Origin of the sequence: Bacteroides eggerthii (assembly GCF_025146565.1) — a bacterium.
Lineage (GTDB): Bacteria > Bacteroidota > Bacteroidia > Bacteroidales > Bacteroidaceae > Bacteroides > Bacteroides eggerthii.
The window spans coordinates 1,210,001-1,227,357 of record NZ_CP102258.1 but is presented as its reverse complement, the minus strand read 5'-3'; the positions used below and the strand labels follow the sequence as shown (position 1 = coordinate 1,227,357).

General features: G+C 44.5%; 12 protein-coding genes and 1 tRNA gene. 6 read left to right on the top strand and 7 right to left on the bottom strand.

The genetic code is table 11. The features are described 5' to 3' along the window. The first annotated feature begins 108 nt into the window (after positions 1–108). From NQ546_RS04955 to NQ546_RS04930, 6 genes are all read left to right on the top strand, one after another. On the top strand, positions 109–1,698 hold the full coding sequence (locus NQ546_RS04955; RefSeq protein ID WP_229074235.1) for a glycoside hydrolase family 28 protein: 1,590 nt from the start codon (positions 109–111) through the stop codon (positions 1,696–1,698). Between the two features lie 22 nt (positions 1,699–1,720). Further along, positions 1,721–3,823: an alpha-L-rhamnosidase-related protein gene (locus tag NQ546_RS04950; RefSeq protein WP_004288908.1), complete on the top strand. Its 2,103-nt coding sequence runs from the start codon at positions 1,721–1,723 to the stop codon at positions 3,821–3,823. A 132-nt stretch (positions 3,824–3,955) separates the two neighbouring features. Beyond that, positions 3,956–4,882 (top strand): glycoside hydrolase family 43 protein, encoded by a 927-nt coding sequence (locus NQ546_RS04945; RefSeq protein ID WP_004288907.1) that lies wholly within the window; start codon positions 3,956–3,958, stop codon positions 4,880–4,882. Between the two features lie 75 nt (positions 4,883–4,957). Further along, a complete protein-coding gene (locus NQ546_RS04940) occupies positions 4,958–8,242 on the top strand; it encodes an MGH1-like glycoside hydrolase domain-containing protein (protein WP_050764422.1) in 3,285 nt (1,094 codons plus the stop codon). 41 nt (positions 8,243–8,283) lie between these two features. Then, positions 8,284–10,977, top strand: a complete 2,694-nt coding sequence (locus NQ546_RS04935) for an alpha-L-rhamnosidase (RefSeq protein WP_039953066.1) — start codon at positions 8,284–8,286, stop codon at positions 10,975–10,977. A gap of 124 nt (positions 10,978–11,101) precedes the next feature. After that, a tRNA-Met gene (locus tag NQ546_RS04930) sits at positions 11,102–11,174 on the top strand. A gap of 109 nt (positions 11,175–11,283) precedes the next feature. On the opposite strand, the gene NQ546_RS04925 is transcribed toward NQ546_RS04930, so the two are convergent. From NQ546_RS04925 to NQ546_RS04895, 7 genes are all read right to left on the bottom strand, one after another. After that, positions 11,284–12,729, bottom strand: a complete 1,446-nt coding sequence (locus NQ546_RS04925) for a tetratricopeptide repeat protein (RefSeq protein ID WP_004288904.1) — start codon at positions 12,727–12,729, stop codon at positions 11,284–11,286. Between the two features lie 5 nt (positions 12,730–12,734). After that, positions 12,735–13,685 (bottom strand): PstS family phosphate ABC transporter substrate-binding protein, encoded by a 951-nt coding sequence (locus tag NQ546_RS04920; protein WP_004288903.1) that lies wholly within the window; start codon positions 13,683–13,685, stop codon positions 12,735–12,737. 12 nt (positions 13,686–13,697) lie between these two features. After that, positions 13,698–14,513, bottom strand: a complete 816-nt coding sequence (locus NQ546_RS04915) for an energy transducer TonB (protein ID WP_004288902.1) — start codon at positions 14,511–14,513, stop codon at positions 13,698–13,700. A gap of 22 nt (positions 14,514–14,535) precedes the next feature. Next, the gene (locus NQ546_RS04910) at positions 14,536–15,186 is read right to left on the bottom strand and encodes an ExbD/TolR family protein (RefSeq protein ID WP_004288901.1); all 651 of its coding nucleotides are present in this window, start codon (positions 15,184–15,186) and stop codon (positions 14,536–14,538) included. A gap of 14 nt (positions 15,187–15,200) precedes the next feature. Beyond that, positions 15,201–15,806, bottom strand: coding sequence for an ExbD/TolR family protein (locus NQ546_RS04905; protein WP_004288900.1), 606 nt, complete (start codon positions 15,804–15,806; stop codon positions 15,201–15,203). 55 nt (positions 15,807–15,861) lie between these two features. Next, positions 15,862–16,674 (bottom strand): MotA/TolQ/ExbB proton channel family protein, encoded by an 813-nt coding sequence (locus NQ546_RS04900; protein WP_004288899.1) that lies wholly within the window; start codon positions 16,672–16,674, stop codon positions 15,862–15,864. A 202-nt stretch (positions 16,675–16,876) separates the two neighbouring features. Beyond that, positions 16,877–17,323 carry a hypothetical protein gene (locus NQ546_RS04895; RefSeq protein ID WP_229074237.1) on the bottom strand — a complete coding sequence of 149 codons (447 nt, stop codon included), beginning with the start codon at positions 17,321–17,323 and terminating at the stop codon, positions 16,877–16,879. Positions 17,324–17,357: the final 34 nt, after the last annotated feature.

Genomic DNA, 17,357 nt, shown 5'->3' with positions numbered 1-17,357 from the left:
AAGACATTTTCCAAATCCTTCTTAAAGATTACCATTTATAAACATTACAAAAAAAGCACACACACGTCATTTTTTAGAAAGTAACGATCCATTATAAAAAAGAAAAATATGAGGAAATACATTACCGTTTTACTAAGTACCTGTCTTATAACCTTTACCAATGCCAACGCACAAAATAGTACTCCCATTCCAAACTTAAGCGAAGTAGGCTCCCATTGTATGCCCCAGGAGATTGCTCCTATCCAAAATTCCTACTTTAATATCCCCCAGCTCAAACGTCCACAATTCCCCGACCGTACTGTAAATATGGGCGACAAAGGGTTGAGGGCCGATATTCCCATTCACACTCTAGTGAACCGGACTATCGAACAACTAAGCAGTCAGGGAGGCGGTACTGTAATCATACCCGCAGGAAAATGGATTTCGGGACGCATCGAACTGAAAAGCTTTGTAGAACTGCACATTGCACGTGACGCAGAAATCGTATTCGGTGGTTGTGCCGAAGATTATCTCCCCGCTGTCTTCACACGACATGAAGGAGTGGAAATCATGGGGCCCGGCGCTTTCATTTATGCCAATAACCAAGAGAATATAGCCATCACAGGCGAAGGGCGCATCCTCGGTCCTGATATGGACGCCGAAATCCGTAAGCGTCCTAACGGCGCATCAGTAGTAGAAAAAGATATACCTTGGGACATGCCTGTTGAGCAACGTATATATGACGGCATGGATGGAAGAACCTTTTATCGTCCCAAAACAATCTCTCCTATCAATTGCCGTAACGTACTTATAGAGGGAATAACCATGGAACGAAGTACTCTATGGAATGTAGTTCCCATATATTGTGAGAATGTCATTATCCGGGGAATCACTGTAAATTCCACAGAAGTGCCCAGCGGTGATGGGATTGACATAGAATCATGTAAAAACGTACTTATTGAATATTGTACTTTGAATTGTGGAGATGATTGCTTCACACTAAAAGCCGGACGTGCCGACGATGGCTTACGTGTAGGAAAAGCAACCGAAAATGTTGTTATCCGCCATTCATTAGCCCAGCATGGACATGGCGGCATCACTATCGGCAGCGAAACAGCCGGTATGATAAAAAACCTTTATGTTCACGACTGCGTGTTCGACGGCACAAGAACAGGAATACGCTTTAAGACCCGCCGTAATCGTGGGGGAGGCTCCAATCATACCATTTACGAACGTCTTCGCATGATTAATGTAGGCAAAGCTTTTACATGGGATCTTTTAGGCAACGCTTATTACATGGGCGAACTGGCAGCCAGATACCCCGAACGCGCTGTTGACCATTTAACTCCAAACATTTCAAATACAGTCATTAAAGACTTCATTGTAGAATCATCTAAGCAGTTTTTCACAGCCAACGGTATTCCTGAAATACCGTTCAGCAATACTTTGATCGAAAATGGCACCATCCATTGCCAGCAACTCATTAGCGCACTACAAGACGCTAAAAACTTCCAAATGAAAAATCTTATAATTCACAGCCAAGACAATACAATAAAGTTATTAGACTGCAACCGCCTAACTCTACAAGGCATAAACTTCGACATGCCGCAAAACGAACTGATTATTGAGGCAGAAGGAGATAAATGCAAAAAAATAGAAGTGAAAGAATGTAATGTTCCGCACTCAATCAAAAAAACGTATAAGCCGACCAATCAATAAATCAAATAGGAAATTAAACATCATGAAAAATAAGATCATCATTCTTCTAAGCACGCTTACATTTAGCACCACAATCTTTGCTCAAACATGGATTTGGTATCCGGGCGATTATGAAATATGGCTCGGCAACAAGATGAATAACCGGCGTACCGAACGTGGGGCTTTTTTCCCACCATTCTGGAAAACAGACAGTCATTTTGTAGTTGTAGAATTCAGTAAGCAGCTCAATCTTCCACAACCCGAAGAAATTGAAATAGCAGTAGAAGGCACCTTCAACATCAAACTCGATGGCAAGTTACAATTTGGTATGCCCACCCGGTTCAAACTTCCGGCAGGAATACACAGTCTTAATATCAAAGTGTGGAATCAAGCTACGCCACCGACTATTTTTGTAAATGGAAAAACTGTAAAGAGCGATCGTACATGGCGAGTCACTTATGAAGACAAGGAGTGGATTGATGAAAGTGGAAAAGCAAGTGACACCTCAGCCACAGTTTATCTGGATGCCGATTGTTGGAACTTTAACACCAAAGACCAACGTCCGTCTCTTTATCAGCTGCCCCGAAAACCAATGGAAGCAGTAACATCAGAAAGAAAACGAGATGGCATACTTTACGATTTCGGGCGCGAGACATTCGGTTATCTTGTATTGAAACAGCTGAAAGGAAACGGTACGGTGAATGTCTATTATGGCGAAAGTTCTGAAGAAGCATTGGATACCGAGCATTGTGAAACCTTGGACCGAGTTCTGCTTTCTACAGCCGACAGCTACACATTCAGCAACAGTAAAGCTTTTCGCTACATTTACGTTGTTACCGATAAAGGTATCAGTGTGGACCACGTAGAAATGGACTACGAGTATGCGCCAGTAGACTATCGTGGATCGTTCCGCTGCAATGACAAAGAAATGAACCGCATTTGGGAAGTGGGCGCTTATACCATGCACCTTACCACACGCGAGTTTTTTATTGACGGAATCAAACGCGACCGTTGGGTTTGGAGTGGTGATGCCATCCAGAGTTATCTGATGAATTACTACCTTTTCTTCGATAGCCCTACCGTACGGCGTACCATTTATCTGCTTCGTGGCAAAGACCCCGTAACCAGCCACACTAATACGATAATGGACTATACTTTCTTCTGGTTTTTAAGTGTATATGATTATTACCTCTATACCGGTGACCGCCATTTCGTGAGCCAACTTTATCCTCGCATGCAAACCATGATGGACTATGTGTTAGGACGCACCAATAAGAATGGTATGGTTGAAGGTATGACAGGCGATTGGGTATTTGTTGACTGGGCTGACGGCTATCTGGACAAACGCGGTGAGTTGTCCTTTGAACAGGTGTTACTATGCAAGAGTTTAGAGACAATGTCACTTTGTGCCGATTTAGCAGGATGCGCCCAAGATGCAGAAAAGTATAATAATTTAGCAACCGATCTTCGCGAGAAACTGTTACCGGCTTTTTGGAATGAAAAAAAACAGGCATTAGTGCACAATCGCCGTAATGGACAGCAAAGCGAAAGCATCACCCGTTATTCCAATATGTTCTCTGTATTCTTCGGCTATTTAGACCAGTCAAAGCAACAGGCCATCAAGCATAGTGTATTACTAAACGACAGTATCCTTAAGATCACGACTCCCTATATGCGTTTTTACGAACTTGAAGCTCTCTGCTCAATGGGCATGCAAACTGAAGTTCTGAAAGAGATTAAGGCCTATTGGGGAGGAATGCTTCGTGAGGGAGCCACCAGCTTTTGGGAAAAATATAATCCCGAAGAAAGTGGAACACAGCATTTGGCTATGTACGGTCGTCCTTATGGCAAAAGTCTTTGTCATGCGTGGGGTGCAAGCCCTATCTACTTGTTAGGTAAGTATTATTTGGGTGTGAAACCTACAAAGCCAGGTTATGCAGAATACGCCATCTCTCCCTGTTTAGGCGGTTTGGAATGGATGGAAGGCACTGTACCTACCCCACAAGGTGATATCTACGTTTATATGGACCAAAAGAAAATTCGCGTAAAAAGTCCCGGCGGTAAAGGTTATCTGTCTATCCCCTCTTCAAAAGGGATAAAAGTAGTGGAAATCCCGGCAGGTAAAGAAGTTGAGTTCAAGTATTGAAGGGAATTTCGTATGTAATTGAAGAGACAGATCAAAATCATGTAATGAGTACATTCCAAACTCCTTTTCGTCTTCTCTGAAAAATACAATAACAATTACACTCAATACGTATAATCAGAAGAAAAAATAATAATGAAAAAGTTTATTTGTTTGATATGGGCTGTCCTCACCTTGCTTTTCATTTCGTGTAATCAAAATGAAAAGCAGCTCTATGTATTCACTTCATTTCATGAGCCTGCCACCGATGGCCTCCGTTTTCTGTATAGCGAAGACGGCATGCACTGGGATTCACTGCCCGGTACCTGGCTCAAACCCGAAATTGGGAAACAACGCATCATGCGTGATCCTTCCATTGTAGCTACCCCAAATGGTGTTTTTCACTTAGTATGGACCACCAGCTGGCGTGGCGATTTAGGCTTCGGTTATGCACATAGTACCGATTTGGTGAATTGGAGCGAAGAAAAATTCATTCCTGTCATGAAGCATGATACAACTACCGTCAACGTATGGGCCCCGGAACTCTTTTATGATGATTGTAATAACGAATTGATGATTGTTTGGGCTTCGTGTATCCCAGGGAAATTCGAACGCGGTATTGAAGATGAAAATAACAATCATCGTCTATACTATACAAAAACAAAAGACTTCACCACCTTCACACCCACTAAGTTATTGTTTGATCCGGGATTCAGCGTGATTGACGCAGTAATTACCAAGCGGGCGGAAAAAGACTACGTGATGGTGCTGAAAGACAACACCCGTCCCAATCGCAACCTGAAAATTTCGTTCGCCCAACAGCCCGAGGGTCCTTGGTCTCCTGCCAGCCAAGCTTTTACGGAAAGTTTTGTTGAAGGTCCCACAGTCGTTCAGGTTGACACAAACTATCTTATATACTTCGATGTATATCAAAAGAAAATCTATGGAGCCATGCGCACAACAGACTTTGTGAACTTTACAGATATCACCAACGAAATCAGTGTTCCTAAAGACCACAAGCATGGCACTATTTTCAGGGCACCGGAATCTATTATCGAAGCTATGAAGAAAATAGCTTATTAAGTCAAAAAGTAAAACAACACCTCCTATATGTATATGAAAAAGAATAGATACCTCTTGTCTATCGCAATAACGCTGATGACAGGTGTAGCTCCCTTAGCAGCTCAGACACCCCAACTCGTACATTACACAGGTACTGAGTTGTCCAATCCCTATGAACATGACGGACAACTTTCACCTGTGGTAGGCGTGCATAACATTCAGGTAGTACGTGCCAATCGCGAGCATCCCTCGAAGGAAAATGGCAACGGCTGGACATACAATCATCAATCCATGATGGCTTATTGGAACGGACAGTTCTATATGCATTATCTCTCCGATCCAAAAGATGAGCATGTTCCTCCCTCAGTCACATATTTAGTCACCTCTAAAGACGGTTACAACTGGACTGCACCCGAAATTTTATTTCCTTCTTACCGCATCCCCGACGGCTATACCAAAGAAGGCCGTACAGACAGTGCCAAAAACTTAGATGCTATCATGCACCAACGCGTAGGGTTCTATACATCCAAAAGCGGAAAGCTGATTGCCATGGGGAACTATGGCATAGCCCTCGACAAAAAAGACGACCCGAATGATGGGAACGGCATTGGCCGCGTCGTACGTGAAATCAACAAAGACGGTAGCTTCGGGCCAATCTATTTTATCTATTATAACCACAACTTCAATGAGAAAAATACGATTTATCCTTATTTTACCCGTAGTAAAGATAAGGGATTTGTAAAGGCTTGCCACGAAATTCTAAACAATCCACGTTACCGCATGCAATGGGTGGAAGAGGCCGACCGGAATGATCCGTTGATTCCTTTGCACAAAGGATATAAAGCATACTGTGACTATACACTTCCCAACGGTGACATTGTAGCATTGTGGAAACACGCATTGACTTCCGTAAGCAAAGACGGTGGGCTCACCTGGCACCAGCCTGTAGAACGTGCCAAAGGATTTGTAAATAGTAATGCCAAAATCTGGGGACAACGTTTAAGTGACGGTACTTATGCCACAGTCTATAACCCTTCCGAGTTTCGATGGCCGTTAGCCATTTCATTGAGTAAAGACGGACTCAATTATACCACACTCAATTTGGTACATGGCGAAATCACGCGCATGCGCTACGGTGGCAATTATAAATCCCATGGGCCGCAATACGTACGAGGTATCCAAGAAGGTAACGGTATTCCCGAAGATGGTGATCTTTGGTTGAGTTACAGTGTGAACAAAGAAGACATGTGGGTATCACGTATTCAAGTGCCTGTACAGCTGGAAGCTACTGCCCATGCAAAAGATGATTTCAGTCAAGCCGAAACATTGGCAGACCTTACGGATTGGAACCTCTATTCTCCTCTTTGGGCCCCCGTAAGCCTTGAGGGGAAATGGCTTAAAATGAGCGATCGCGATCCCTTTGACTACTGCCGCATAGAGCGCAAGATTCCTGCCAGCAAAGAATTGAAGGTAGCCTTTGACATTAAAGCAGACCAAAACGATAAAGGGTTACTTCAGATAGAGTTTCTCGATGAGAATAGCATAGCTTGTGCACGCATCGATCTTAATCCAGATGGTACCATGCTCAGCAAAGGAGGGGCGCGCTACGGCAAATTACTAAATTACGAAGCCGGTAAAAGCTATCATGTCGAGGTCATACTATCCGTATCCAAACGTATGTCCGAAGTATTTATTGATGGGAAAAAAGCAGGTCAACGCATGTTTTTCGCACCGGTGGCGGCTATTAAGCGTATAGCTTTCCGCACCGGTGAACGCCGTACATTCCCCACCATTGATACTCCTGCCGATTGGGACGGTACATTGGCAGATGCTGGTGAACAAGAGCCATTAGTAGCATACAGCATCTCCAATTTCCAAACTTCATCGACCGACGTAAGCGCTTCCGCAGCTGTGCTCAACTATAACAACTACAAACATTACGTAGACTATTTCAACGGCATGGAAGACGAAAACATAGCTCAGGCTATCCCAAACAGTGAGGCATCGGCCTGGATGGAGAAGAATATTCCTTTATTTGACTGTCCTCAAAAGAACTTTGAAGAAATGTTCTATTATCGCTGGTGGACACTGCGTAAGCACATCAAACAGACACCCGTAGGCTATGGTATGACTGAGTTCTTGGTAAACCGTTCCTATGCAGACAAGTACAACCTTATAGCCTGTGCTATCGGTCATCATATCTATGAAAGCCGCTGGTTACGCGACTCTCAATACCTCGATCAAATTATTCACACTTGGTATCGAGGTAACGAAGGCGGTCCCATGAAAAAGATGGAAAAATTCAGTTCGTGGAATATTGATGCAATGCTGGGACGTTACCTTGTGGACGGGAACATGGATTTTCTGAAAGATATGCTTCCTGACCTCGAAAAGGAATATTCCCGCTGGGAAAAGACTCACCGTCTGCCTAATGGGCTTTATTGGCAAGGTGATGTGCAGGATGGTATGGAAGAATCCATCAGCGGCGGGCGCAGAAAGAAATATGCCCGTCCCACTATCAATAGTTATATGTACGCCAATGCTAAAGCGCTCTCTGACATAGGTATCCTACTCGATAATCCCGAAATGGCGCGTAAGTATGGCATGAAAGCTGATTCACTGAAAACTCTTGTTCAAAATAAACTTTGGAATGAGAAACATCAATTCTTCGAGACTCTTCGTGGCGATACTTGTGCGGCAGTACGCGAAGCAATCGGTTTTATTCCTTGGTATTTTAACCTACCCGATCGTGAAGCCCAGCATTATGCGGAAGCATGGCGCCAAACAATGGATGAAAAAGGATTTGCCGCTCCTTACGGATTGACTACTGCCGAGCGTCGTCATCCCCAATTCCGTTCACATGGTGTAGGACGATGTGAATGGGACGGTGCTATTTGGCCCTTCGCATCTTCCCAAACATTGACTGCTATGGCTAATTTCTTGAATAACTATCCTCAAAACGACATATTAGCCGATTCCACTTATTTCCATCAGATGGAACTTTACGTAGAATCCCAGTATCATCGTGGCCGACCATACATCGGCGAATATTTAGACGAGAAGAATGGAGCCTGGCTAATGGGAGACCGGGAAAGGAGCCGTTATTACAACCATTCTACTTTTAATGATCTGATCATCACCGGTCTGGTAGGACTTCGTCCCCGGTTTGACGATAAAATAGAAGTGAATCCACTAATCCCAGCCGACAAATGGGAATACTTCTGTTTAGACAATGTCAGCTATCATGGTCGCAACATCACCATTATCTGGGATAAATACGGAAGCCGGTATCATCATGGCAATGGACTCACTATTTTAGTTGACGGCAGACCTGCGGGCCATAGTGAAAAACTAGAGCGTTTGGTTTGTAAAATGAACTAACGGCTATATCAATCAAAATATAATATTATGTCCTTCATTCTATGAATATTCGAAGACTATTCTCCATGTTTCTCTTATTTGCCGCCTGCTCCCTGCAAGCGGCAAATATTGATTTAACCCGGATCACTGCAGAAATGCGGAGCGGGCTCGTAGTGACCACCCGAACGCCCCGGTTGGGATGGCAAATGATCTCCTCGGACAATACCGAAGTACAGACTTCCTACGAATTGAAAGTAACAAATCGCATAAGTGGCGAGATGGTTTTCCACACTGGGAAGGTACAGAGCAAACAGAGCCAATTGGTGAAAATCAAAACACTGCCGGTGGGAGATTATAACTGGCGTGTACGTGTTTGGAATAAAAGCGATGAACCTTCGTCATGGAGCGATAAAGGACGTTTCATCATCACAAACGTAAAAGCATCTTTTGGTGAAAGCCGCTGGATTGGCGCCATCACCAAGGCAGATGCCCACACTCCGGAAGGCCGTATATTTCATGGCAGCGAAATGAAAAAAGAAACGGTGAAAGCAGCCTGGGCAGCAGCCGACTCCCTTTCACGTAAGAGCATCTATGTGCGCACCACTTTTACCTCGCAACAAAAGAAAGTAAAACAAGCTGTGGTGAATATTTGCGGTCTTGGTCTTTATGAGCTGTCTATCAATGGCAAGAAAGTAGGCAACAGCGAGTTTACTCCTCTTATCTCCGATTATGACAAATCTGTGTGGTATAATACTTACGATGTAACCACACTGCTTCAAAAAGGCAATAACGCTATCGGAGTGCTGCTGGGTAATGGCTTCTACAATGTACAAGGAGGTCGTTACCGCAAGCTACTCATCAGTTTCGGCCCTCCTACCGTACGCCTGCAACTCACCATTCACTACGAAGATGGGACATCACAGACAGTAGCATCGGACAAAACATGGAAATACGACTTCAGTCCTGTTACATTCAACTGTATTTACGGAGGGGAAGATTACGATGCCCGACAAGAACAAAAAGGGTGGAACATGGCTAAGTTTAATGATACACTTTGGAACCAAGTAGTAGTTCAAGAAGGGCCCAAAGGTGTGTTGCGTCCGCAAATAGCAGCTCCCGTAGCTATTATGGAACACTACTCGCCAATATCCGCCACTCATCTGCCTGACTCCCTGCTGGCCGCTGCGTCCAAATCTACCAAACGTAAGGTAGACGCCTCGGCCATAGTACTGGATATGGGGCAGAACCTTGCCGGATTTCCCGAAATCACAGTTAAAGGAAAGAAAGGGCAGACAGTAACATTATTGGTCGCAGAGGCATTGACACCTGAAGGAGCCTGCAATCAACGCCAAACAGGTCGTCAACATTACTATCAATACACATTGAAAGGCGACGGTGAAGAAACCTGGCATCCACGCTTCTCCTACTATGGATTTCGATACATCCAAATAGAGGGTGCTACGATGCAAGGTGAGAAGAATCCTCAGAAGCTCCCGGTTATCAAAAAAATACGTTCATGTTTTGTATACAACTCAACTCCCAAGGTATCAACTTTTGAATGTTCCAATTCCATCTTTAATGGTGCACACCGTTTGATAGAGAAAGCCGTAAGAAGTAACATGCAAGGAGTATTTACCGACTGCCCACATCGCGAAAAATTGGGATGGCTGGAACAGGACCATCTCAATGGCCCCGGCTTACTGTTCAACTATGATTTAACAGGATTCATCCCGCAGACTCTACAAAACATAGCCGATGCCCAGCATCCCAATGGAGCAGTACCTACCACCGCCCCCGAATATGTCTACTTTCAGGGAAAAGGCATGGACGACTTCGCTGAGTCTCCCGAATGGGGATGCACGCTGGTGGTGCTTCCTTTCATGTATTATGATTTTTATGGTGATGACTCACTCATCCACACCTATTACAAGAACATGTCCCGTTATGTTGATTATTTAGCAACACGCGCCGAAGGACACATTCTCTCTTTCGGGTTAGGTGATTGGTACGACTATGGCAATTTTCGTGCCGGATTCTCACGCAACACACCGGTACCGTTAGTAGCCACAGCACATTATTACATGATAGTAAAATACATGATCAGGGCAGCTCAAATGGTAGGTAACAACTACGATGAAATCTACTTTACCAATTTAGCAACCGAAATCCGCAACGCTTTCAATGAGAAGTTCTATCAAGAAGAGAAAAAAACATATGGTACAGGCAGTCAGTGTTCGCTATCGCTCCCACTCTATTTAGGACTGACACCCGAAGGTGATGAAAAAGCTGTACTCAATAATTTGATAGCCGACATCAAGAAAAACGGAAATCACCTGACAACAGGTGATGTAGGGAACCGCTACCTCTTCCAAACATTAGCCGAGAATGGGTTGGACGAGCTAATGTACACAATGCACAATCATGAAGATGTGCCCGGTTATGGTTTCCAGCAAAAGTTTGGCGCTACAACTCTCACCGAGCAGTGGGATCCTCGCCAAGGTTCATCATGGAATCATTTCATGATGGGTCAAATAGACGAATGGTTTTTCAAAAGTTTAGCGGGTATACGAAGTGCCAAACCGGGAATGAGCGAAGTTATTCTATCCCCCCGTACAGTAGGCGACCTTCAATATGTGAAAGCCTCTACCGAATTACTTTACGGTAGGCTTACAGTGGAATGGAAAAAAGTCGGTGACAAGATAGAAGTAAAGTACGAAGCACCAATCGGTTGCAAAGTTAAGCTATTAAAGGAATAAAAAAATCTGTTTTATTATATTATTTATCAACAGATTACACAAAAGCCTGCATCTTTTATGAAAAATAATTCAGATATTATTTGCAGATTCCAATAAAAGCCGTACCTTTGCACCCACAAAACATCGCGGAGTGGAGCAGTTGGTAGCTCGTTGGGCTCATAACCCAAAGGTCGTCTGTTCGAGTCAGGCCTCCGCAACTAAAGAAGATCGCTAATCCAGCGGTCTTTTTTTATTTCTCAAAAAAAATGGAAGGAGCTAAGAATCACTCTCCACTCCTCCCGACACGACAAACAACTAAAATTATTGCTATTTGATGCCGTCCAATGCCTTTTTAGCAGTGGCATTGGTGGGGTCGATAGCCAGAATTTTATTCCAATACTCTTTTGAAACCGAATAATCACTCTTCAACAGATAGTAATATCCCAGATAACTGTAACATTCAATCAATGCAGAGTTATACCTCGGCTCGTTCTTTGCCAACAGCATGTCCGCTACCTTTTCATAATAAGGCTTTGCCAGGCCCTCGGTTGTCTCCGGGTCCATGGCAGAGTGAGTGCGGGCACGCCACATATCGCCCAAGTAGCTGTCAGGAGCTTGCCGGGCTACCAGCGCAAACACAGAGTCCGCAGCCTGTAATGCCGTCATACGATCGGCTGGCTGAACGGTAAGAGTATCCTGAGATGTGCCCTGACCATAATAGAGACGCCCAAGTTGGAATAGTGCCTCAGGCGTCTTTTTATCTTGACTTAAAGTATCATAATATTTTTGATAGGCAGCAATAGCCTGTGCGTAATCGTTTTTCAACTCATAAGCATCTGCTATTTCACGCCAGACATCAATCTGGCTGCTATCCTTTTCGAGCGCCTTTCCATATTCCACAATGGCGCGGTCATACTTCTTCAAAGCACTCAGCAAAGCACCGTAATACCGGTAATCCAAATAGGAGTAATCGGCATTGTCCGAGGCATTGAAAAAATCATTTGCCGCTTTTTCGGCTTCATCATAACGTTTCAAGTCGGTATAGTTGTACATAGCCAGACGATTAAACGCAGCATGTCGTCCGTTCTTCTGCAACCCTTTCTGGACCACCTCCAGCGATTTTTCAAAATCATGGTTCAGGAACAGGGCAAACGCATATTTCAAGATATCATCCTCCGTAGCAACAGGGGTATCTATGAATTTAGCATAAGTCTCGGCTGCTTTACCGAAACGGTTGGTTGCATAATACACTCCGGCAAGCTCCTTGTCCGCCTCCAAAAAGTCGGGAGCCAACGCCTTCAGTTGTTGCAGTTTGTCAATGGCCTGCGATGGGCTGGCAGATCTATAAGCCCGGGCATATTTCAGATAAGCCTCTTTACAGTCCGGATTAAAATAGATAGCCTGTTCGTAAAATTGGCAGGCACGCCCTACATCTTTCTGAGCAAGGGCAATGTCTCCCTCCAAAACGGACACGCCCGCATCTTTCTTATCCACTTTCTGAGCCATTTTCAGATAACTCTCCGCCTCCGGCAGCTTGCCTACATTCAGATAGGCGCGGGCTATGGAGATGATGAGTGATACGTTCTTCTTGTTTTTTCCTTTCAATAACTCCCCGGCAGTTGCAGATGCCTGTCCGGGATCTGTCTTTATCAGGCTTTTTATTTGCTCTACCCCTGTCTCCCACTCTGGAACAGGCACCTGTGCGGCAAGCGTACCGGCAAGCAGCATCGCTCCCATACATAATAATAATTTACGTTTCATGTTAGCTTCCATTTTAGTTATTCATCTTTGACGTTTACCACACGCACCGGTTGGGTGGCGGGCACTAATCCCGACTTCAAAATGATCCGCTGTCCCCGGTCGGAAGCAAGGAAAGAAGCGAAGCCCCAAGGAAGAGCACTTCTCGGATCATTCAGTAATACATAAATACTACGTGCCAGTGGATAATCACCATAAAACAGATACGCCTGATAAGGCTTGTAGCTGTTTGCCGGCGTGGCCTTATCGGCAGCACTGACGGACATAACCCGTACCTCTCTGCTGAAAGAAAGTCCGGTAGTATCGTTACGGTCACTCAACCAGTTCACTCCGATAACTCCCATTGCGTCCGGTGTACGTGCCACGTAATCAATAACTTCCTTATTCGTCTTTAACGCTTTCACCCGAGTCGAAAGCGGCGCTCCCTTAGCGATAGAGTCCACAGCAAAACGTACGGTGCTGGAATTCTTATTATCGAATACCAGGTGAATATCCCCCAAACGGGATGAGGGATAAATATCTTTCCACTGTCCGGCTTCCCCGGTAAGAATACGGCGAAAATCTTTCACTCCAATCAATGTGTCCGGATTGCCCCGATTCGTTATTAACGCAAGCCCATCCGTCGCAATCTTTATCTCTTGCGGAAAGAACTTCCTACTGTTGAAAGAGCCCATCTCCTCCGGAGTCAGCCTGCGGCTGGTTATCGCCAACCGCAGACTATCCTTGAGCAAAAGGTTGATAGCTTCTACTTCCGTCACATAACGGGGCACAATTCCCGCCAGAGGAAACAATCCCTCGAATACATCTATCTCTTCCTGCACAATCGGCCGGAAACTTTCGTCGGCAGCAATTGCTATGACGCCGGAAGTATAGGTATCCGTCAAGCCGTCTTTAGGCTTATGGCGACAGGCAGATATAAAGGCCAGCATTACTATCAATCCTGAAAGCTGAAGCAGTTTCACCATTTTCATAACACGTGCTATTTATTGTAATCTAAAGACAATAGGAACCGTATACTTCACAGAAACCGCCTTGCCATTTTGTTTGCCCGGTATCCACTTAGGCATTGACATAATTACGCGGATAGCTTCCTTGTCACAGTAAGGATCCAGCGTCTTTACAACTTTAGCATCCCGTACTCTACCGTCACTGCTAACCACAAACTGGCAGATCACCCGTCCCTCCACACCGTTTTCCTGCGCAATCGTCGGGTATTTCAAATGGTCGGCGATATATTTCATCAACTCATTGGTCCCGCCGGGAAACGTCGGCATCTGCTCTACCATGTCGAACACCTTCTCTTCCTCCTCCGGAGCTTGCGTCACCACCTGTTTCAGATCGGCAATATCCTTGCCATTAGCTTCGTCATTGCCTTTCACATCGGCGATGGAGATAGCTACTTTCGTTTCCGTCAGCTCGGTCTGACTTTTAATTTCATCTTCATCCCTCACCTCTTCATCCTTCTTGATGACCGGAGCAGTAAACTTGATAGAACTCTTCAATGCCGGTGGCGGTGGTGCAACAGGCTCCACACGTTTCATCTCTTCCTGCTTTACTTCCGGTTCTTCCAATTGCGACAGGGTGGTCACTTCGGTCATCACCTCTTTCTGCTTTGGAGTCGCCATCTTTATCAGGGTCGGAATGCTGAAACCTATCAAGGCTATCACTATCACCAATATCACAGCTATGTTGTGGCGGCGCGGAGAGTCTTCACGCATCTTATAGGCGCCGTACGCCTTATTCTTGCCGCTGAATATCAGGTCACACCATTCCAAAGAACTTAAATCTACTTTAGCCATATTCTTCTGTTTTTAGGTGTTATTATTCGGCAATATTCTGCGACAGTTCCCCTTTGCTTTCATAGTTCTTTATCAGGAACTGATCGGCATCGGCTATGTCCGTTATCACATACTTGCCTATATTACATATCTGCATTTCATCAAGAGCATCAATCAGGTTTTTATACGAGGCTGCATCGGTAGCCTTGATGATGACTGTCGGCGTGTCCTTCCCACTCTTTATCTCGGAAAGCTGTTTTCTGAAGTCATCTTCTGATATTTTAAGTTCCAGTTTCTGCTGTTTCAGTTTGTTCACCTCATTTACAGCAGTCCTATTACGTTGCAGAAGCATAGCCCTCAGACCATCCGCTTGGTAAGAAGTCTCTTTCAGCGAAGTATAATCCTTATAGTTGGGCTCTCCATCGTAATAGTACAATTTATCACTGTCTCCCAGCAACAGCGTGATTGCCTGCGACGCTTTCACTTTGGTCTGCTGCTCTTCGGTGATATTCTTATCATTGCTCGGCATGCTTATCTCCATCGTCTGAGGTTTGCTCAGTGAAGTACACAGCATGAAGAAAGTGATCAGCAACATATTCATGTCCACCATCGGCGTAAAATCCACCCGGACAGTCATCTTCTTTTGCTTGTTCTTTCCACCTTTCTTATTACCGCTTTCTTGTATTTCAGCCATACTATCTCCTTTCGTTAATCTTCAGCAGTGGTCTTCAAAGAGGTAATCAGGTTATACCTGTTCTCCCTAAGATCCTGAAGCGAGTTCATTACATTCTTGATTACGGAATAAGGAGTATCGGCATCCCCCTTAATGGCGATACGCAAATCAGCATTCGTGGCACGCGCGTTACGCACCCATGCCTTGAACTGGTTGTCGATACTGTCAATAGGTATTCCCTCATTCTTTAATACAGCGTCCTGCTGGTCTTGCGGCAGGTCGAGAAATTTCTTCATGCTCTTCATCGGCACTCCGAAAGTGGATGCCAGCATGAACTTCTTCGTCTCCTCAGGAGTAAAAGTCACTCCGTACTCCTGCCCCATAGCCTCCAGCACATTACGTAAGTCGGACTGCTTGTCCAAACTCATAAACACTTTCCCGTTCGGATCGACCAATATCTGGAGAACGTTCGTTTCCGGTATCTTAATCTCGGATACAGATGCCGGAGTAGTTACCTGTACCGGCTCTTTCTTCACAAACGTAGAAGTCAGCATGAAGAAAGTAAGCAACAATACAGTCACGTCACTCATGGCCGTCATATCGATGAACGTGCTTTTCTTTTTGATTTTCGCTCTACCCATAATTATCTAATTAAAAATTGAGAATTAATAATCGGGATACTCCCCGTAATTCAATTTATTTATGCGTAGCTGCAAAAGTCTGCACGATAGAGAAGCCAACCTCATCAAGGCTGTACGTCAGTTTGTCAATCTTATTGGTATAATAGTTATAGGAGATAACAGCCAAAGCACCGGTCAAAATACCGAAAGCAGTATTAATCAAAGCCTCGGAAATACCTTGTGACAGCGCCATAGAGTCAGCACTACCTCCGGCGGCCAAAGCAGCAAAGGAACGAATCATACCGATGACTGTACCCAGCAACCCCATCAATGTACCCAGCGTAGTGATGGTACCTATAATCGGCAGGTTCTGTTCCATCATCGGCAACTCCAGGGCAGTGGCTTCTTCCAACTCTTTTTGGATAGCAAGCAGTTTCTGGTCTTTAGTCAGTTCCGTCTCTCTCTCCATTTCGGCATATTTCCTCAAAGTAGCATTTACCACATTGGCTACAGAACCACGCTGTGTGTCGCATATCTCCTGCGCCTTCCTCATATCTCCGGCGGCCAAAGCTGCTTTGATATTAGCAACGAACCTCACCAACGAACCCTTACCGAAAGCGGCGCGAATAGCAATATAGCGTTCGATGCTCAAGGCAATAACGGTAAGCAGAAGAGTCTGAATCACCGGAACTATAAACCCACCTTTATATATAGTGCCCAGAAAGTTTCCCGGCAACGGGTGGTTGTTCGGATCATTGTTCATGAAGTTGGATGGATTTCCAAGAACAAAATTAAAGATTAGTACGGCAATGATAAAGCAAATTACAATTACCCAACCGGCGGATCTAATGCCTTTAAAAGAGGCTGCTTTTTTTTGAGTTGTTTCCATGATTAAAAAGTTTAATTGTTGGTATTAAAATTGATTTTGAGAATAAAGCGTAGGGGTATAACTTCCCTCTTACGGACCAATAGGGCGTAAATCATCCTTGCAACCTCATTTCAGCACACATGCACACAACAGGTCACCTACTCCCGCTTCCATTCAAAACAAAAGGAAGAAGGGGGGGGGGAAATTAAAAGGGAATTAGCGGCTAAATCAAAATCCGCCGAAGCGTGTAGATATAATAATCACTGCCCGTAACTGCATAATACGGGTCTTTATCTGAAAAGTATTGTTTGGTCCGACCATGTACAAGCAAATTTTCATGGTTGGACAATATCAGGAATATGTTTCTGAGGAAAATGTTATCTTCAATCACCCTGCGTATACGCTGCTGGTTGGAAGAATAAATTTCAGTAAGAGGCTTAGTGCCCAACTCAACATCTGTTGTCCATGAGAATCTGGTATCTGCAAATTTTGAGCTTTCCTGTTTAATTTTTTTGGATGAGGTAGAAGAACATGAAGACAATGTAGCAGAAACGTTGCAAGTTTCTGCAGACTTTACACAGACCTTGGCAAAGTCAACAGCTTTTCCACTAATACTACAAGTGAGTATCAGTAGCATGCTAATCCAAAATGTCTTTACAGTTGTTTTCATGTCATTTAATAAATCTACATAATAAACACAAACT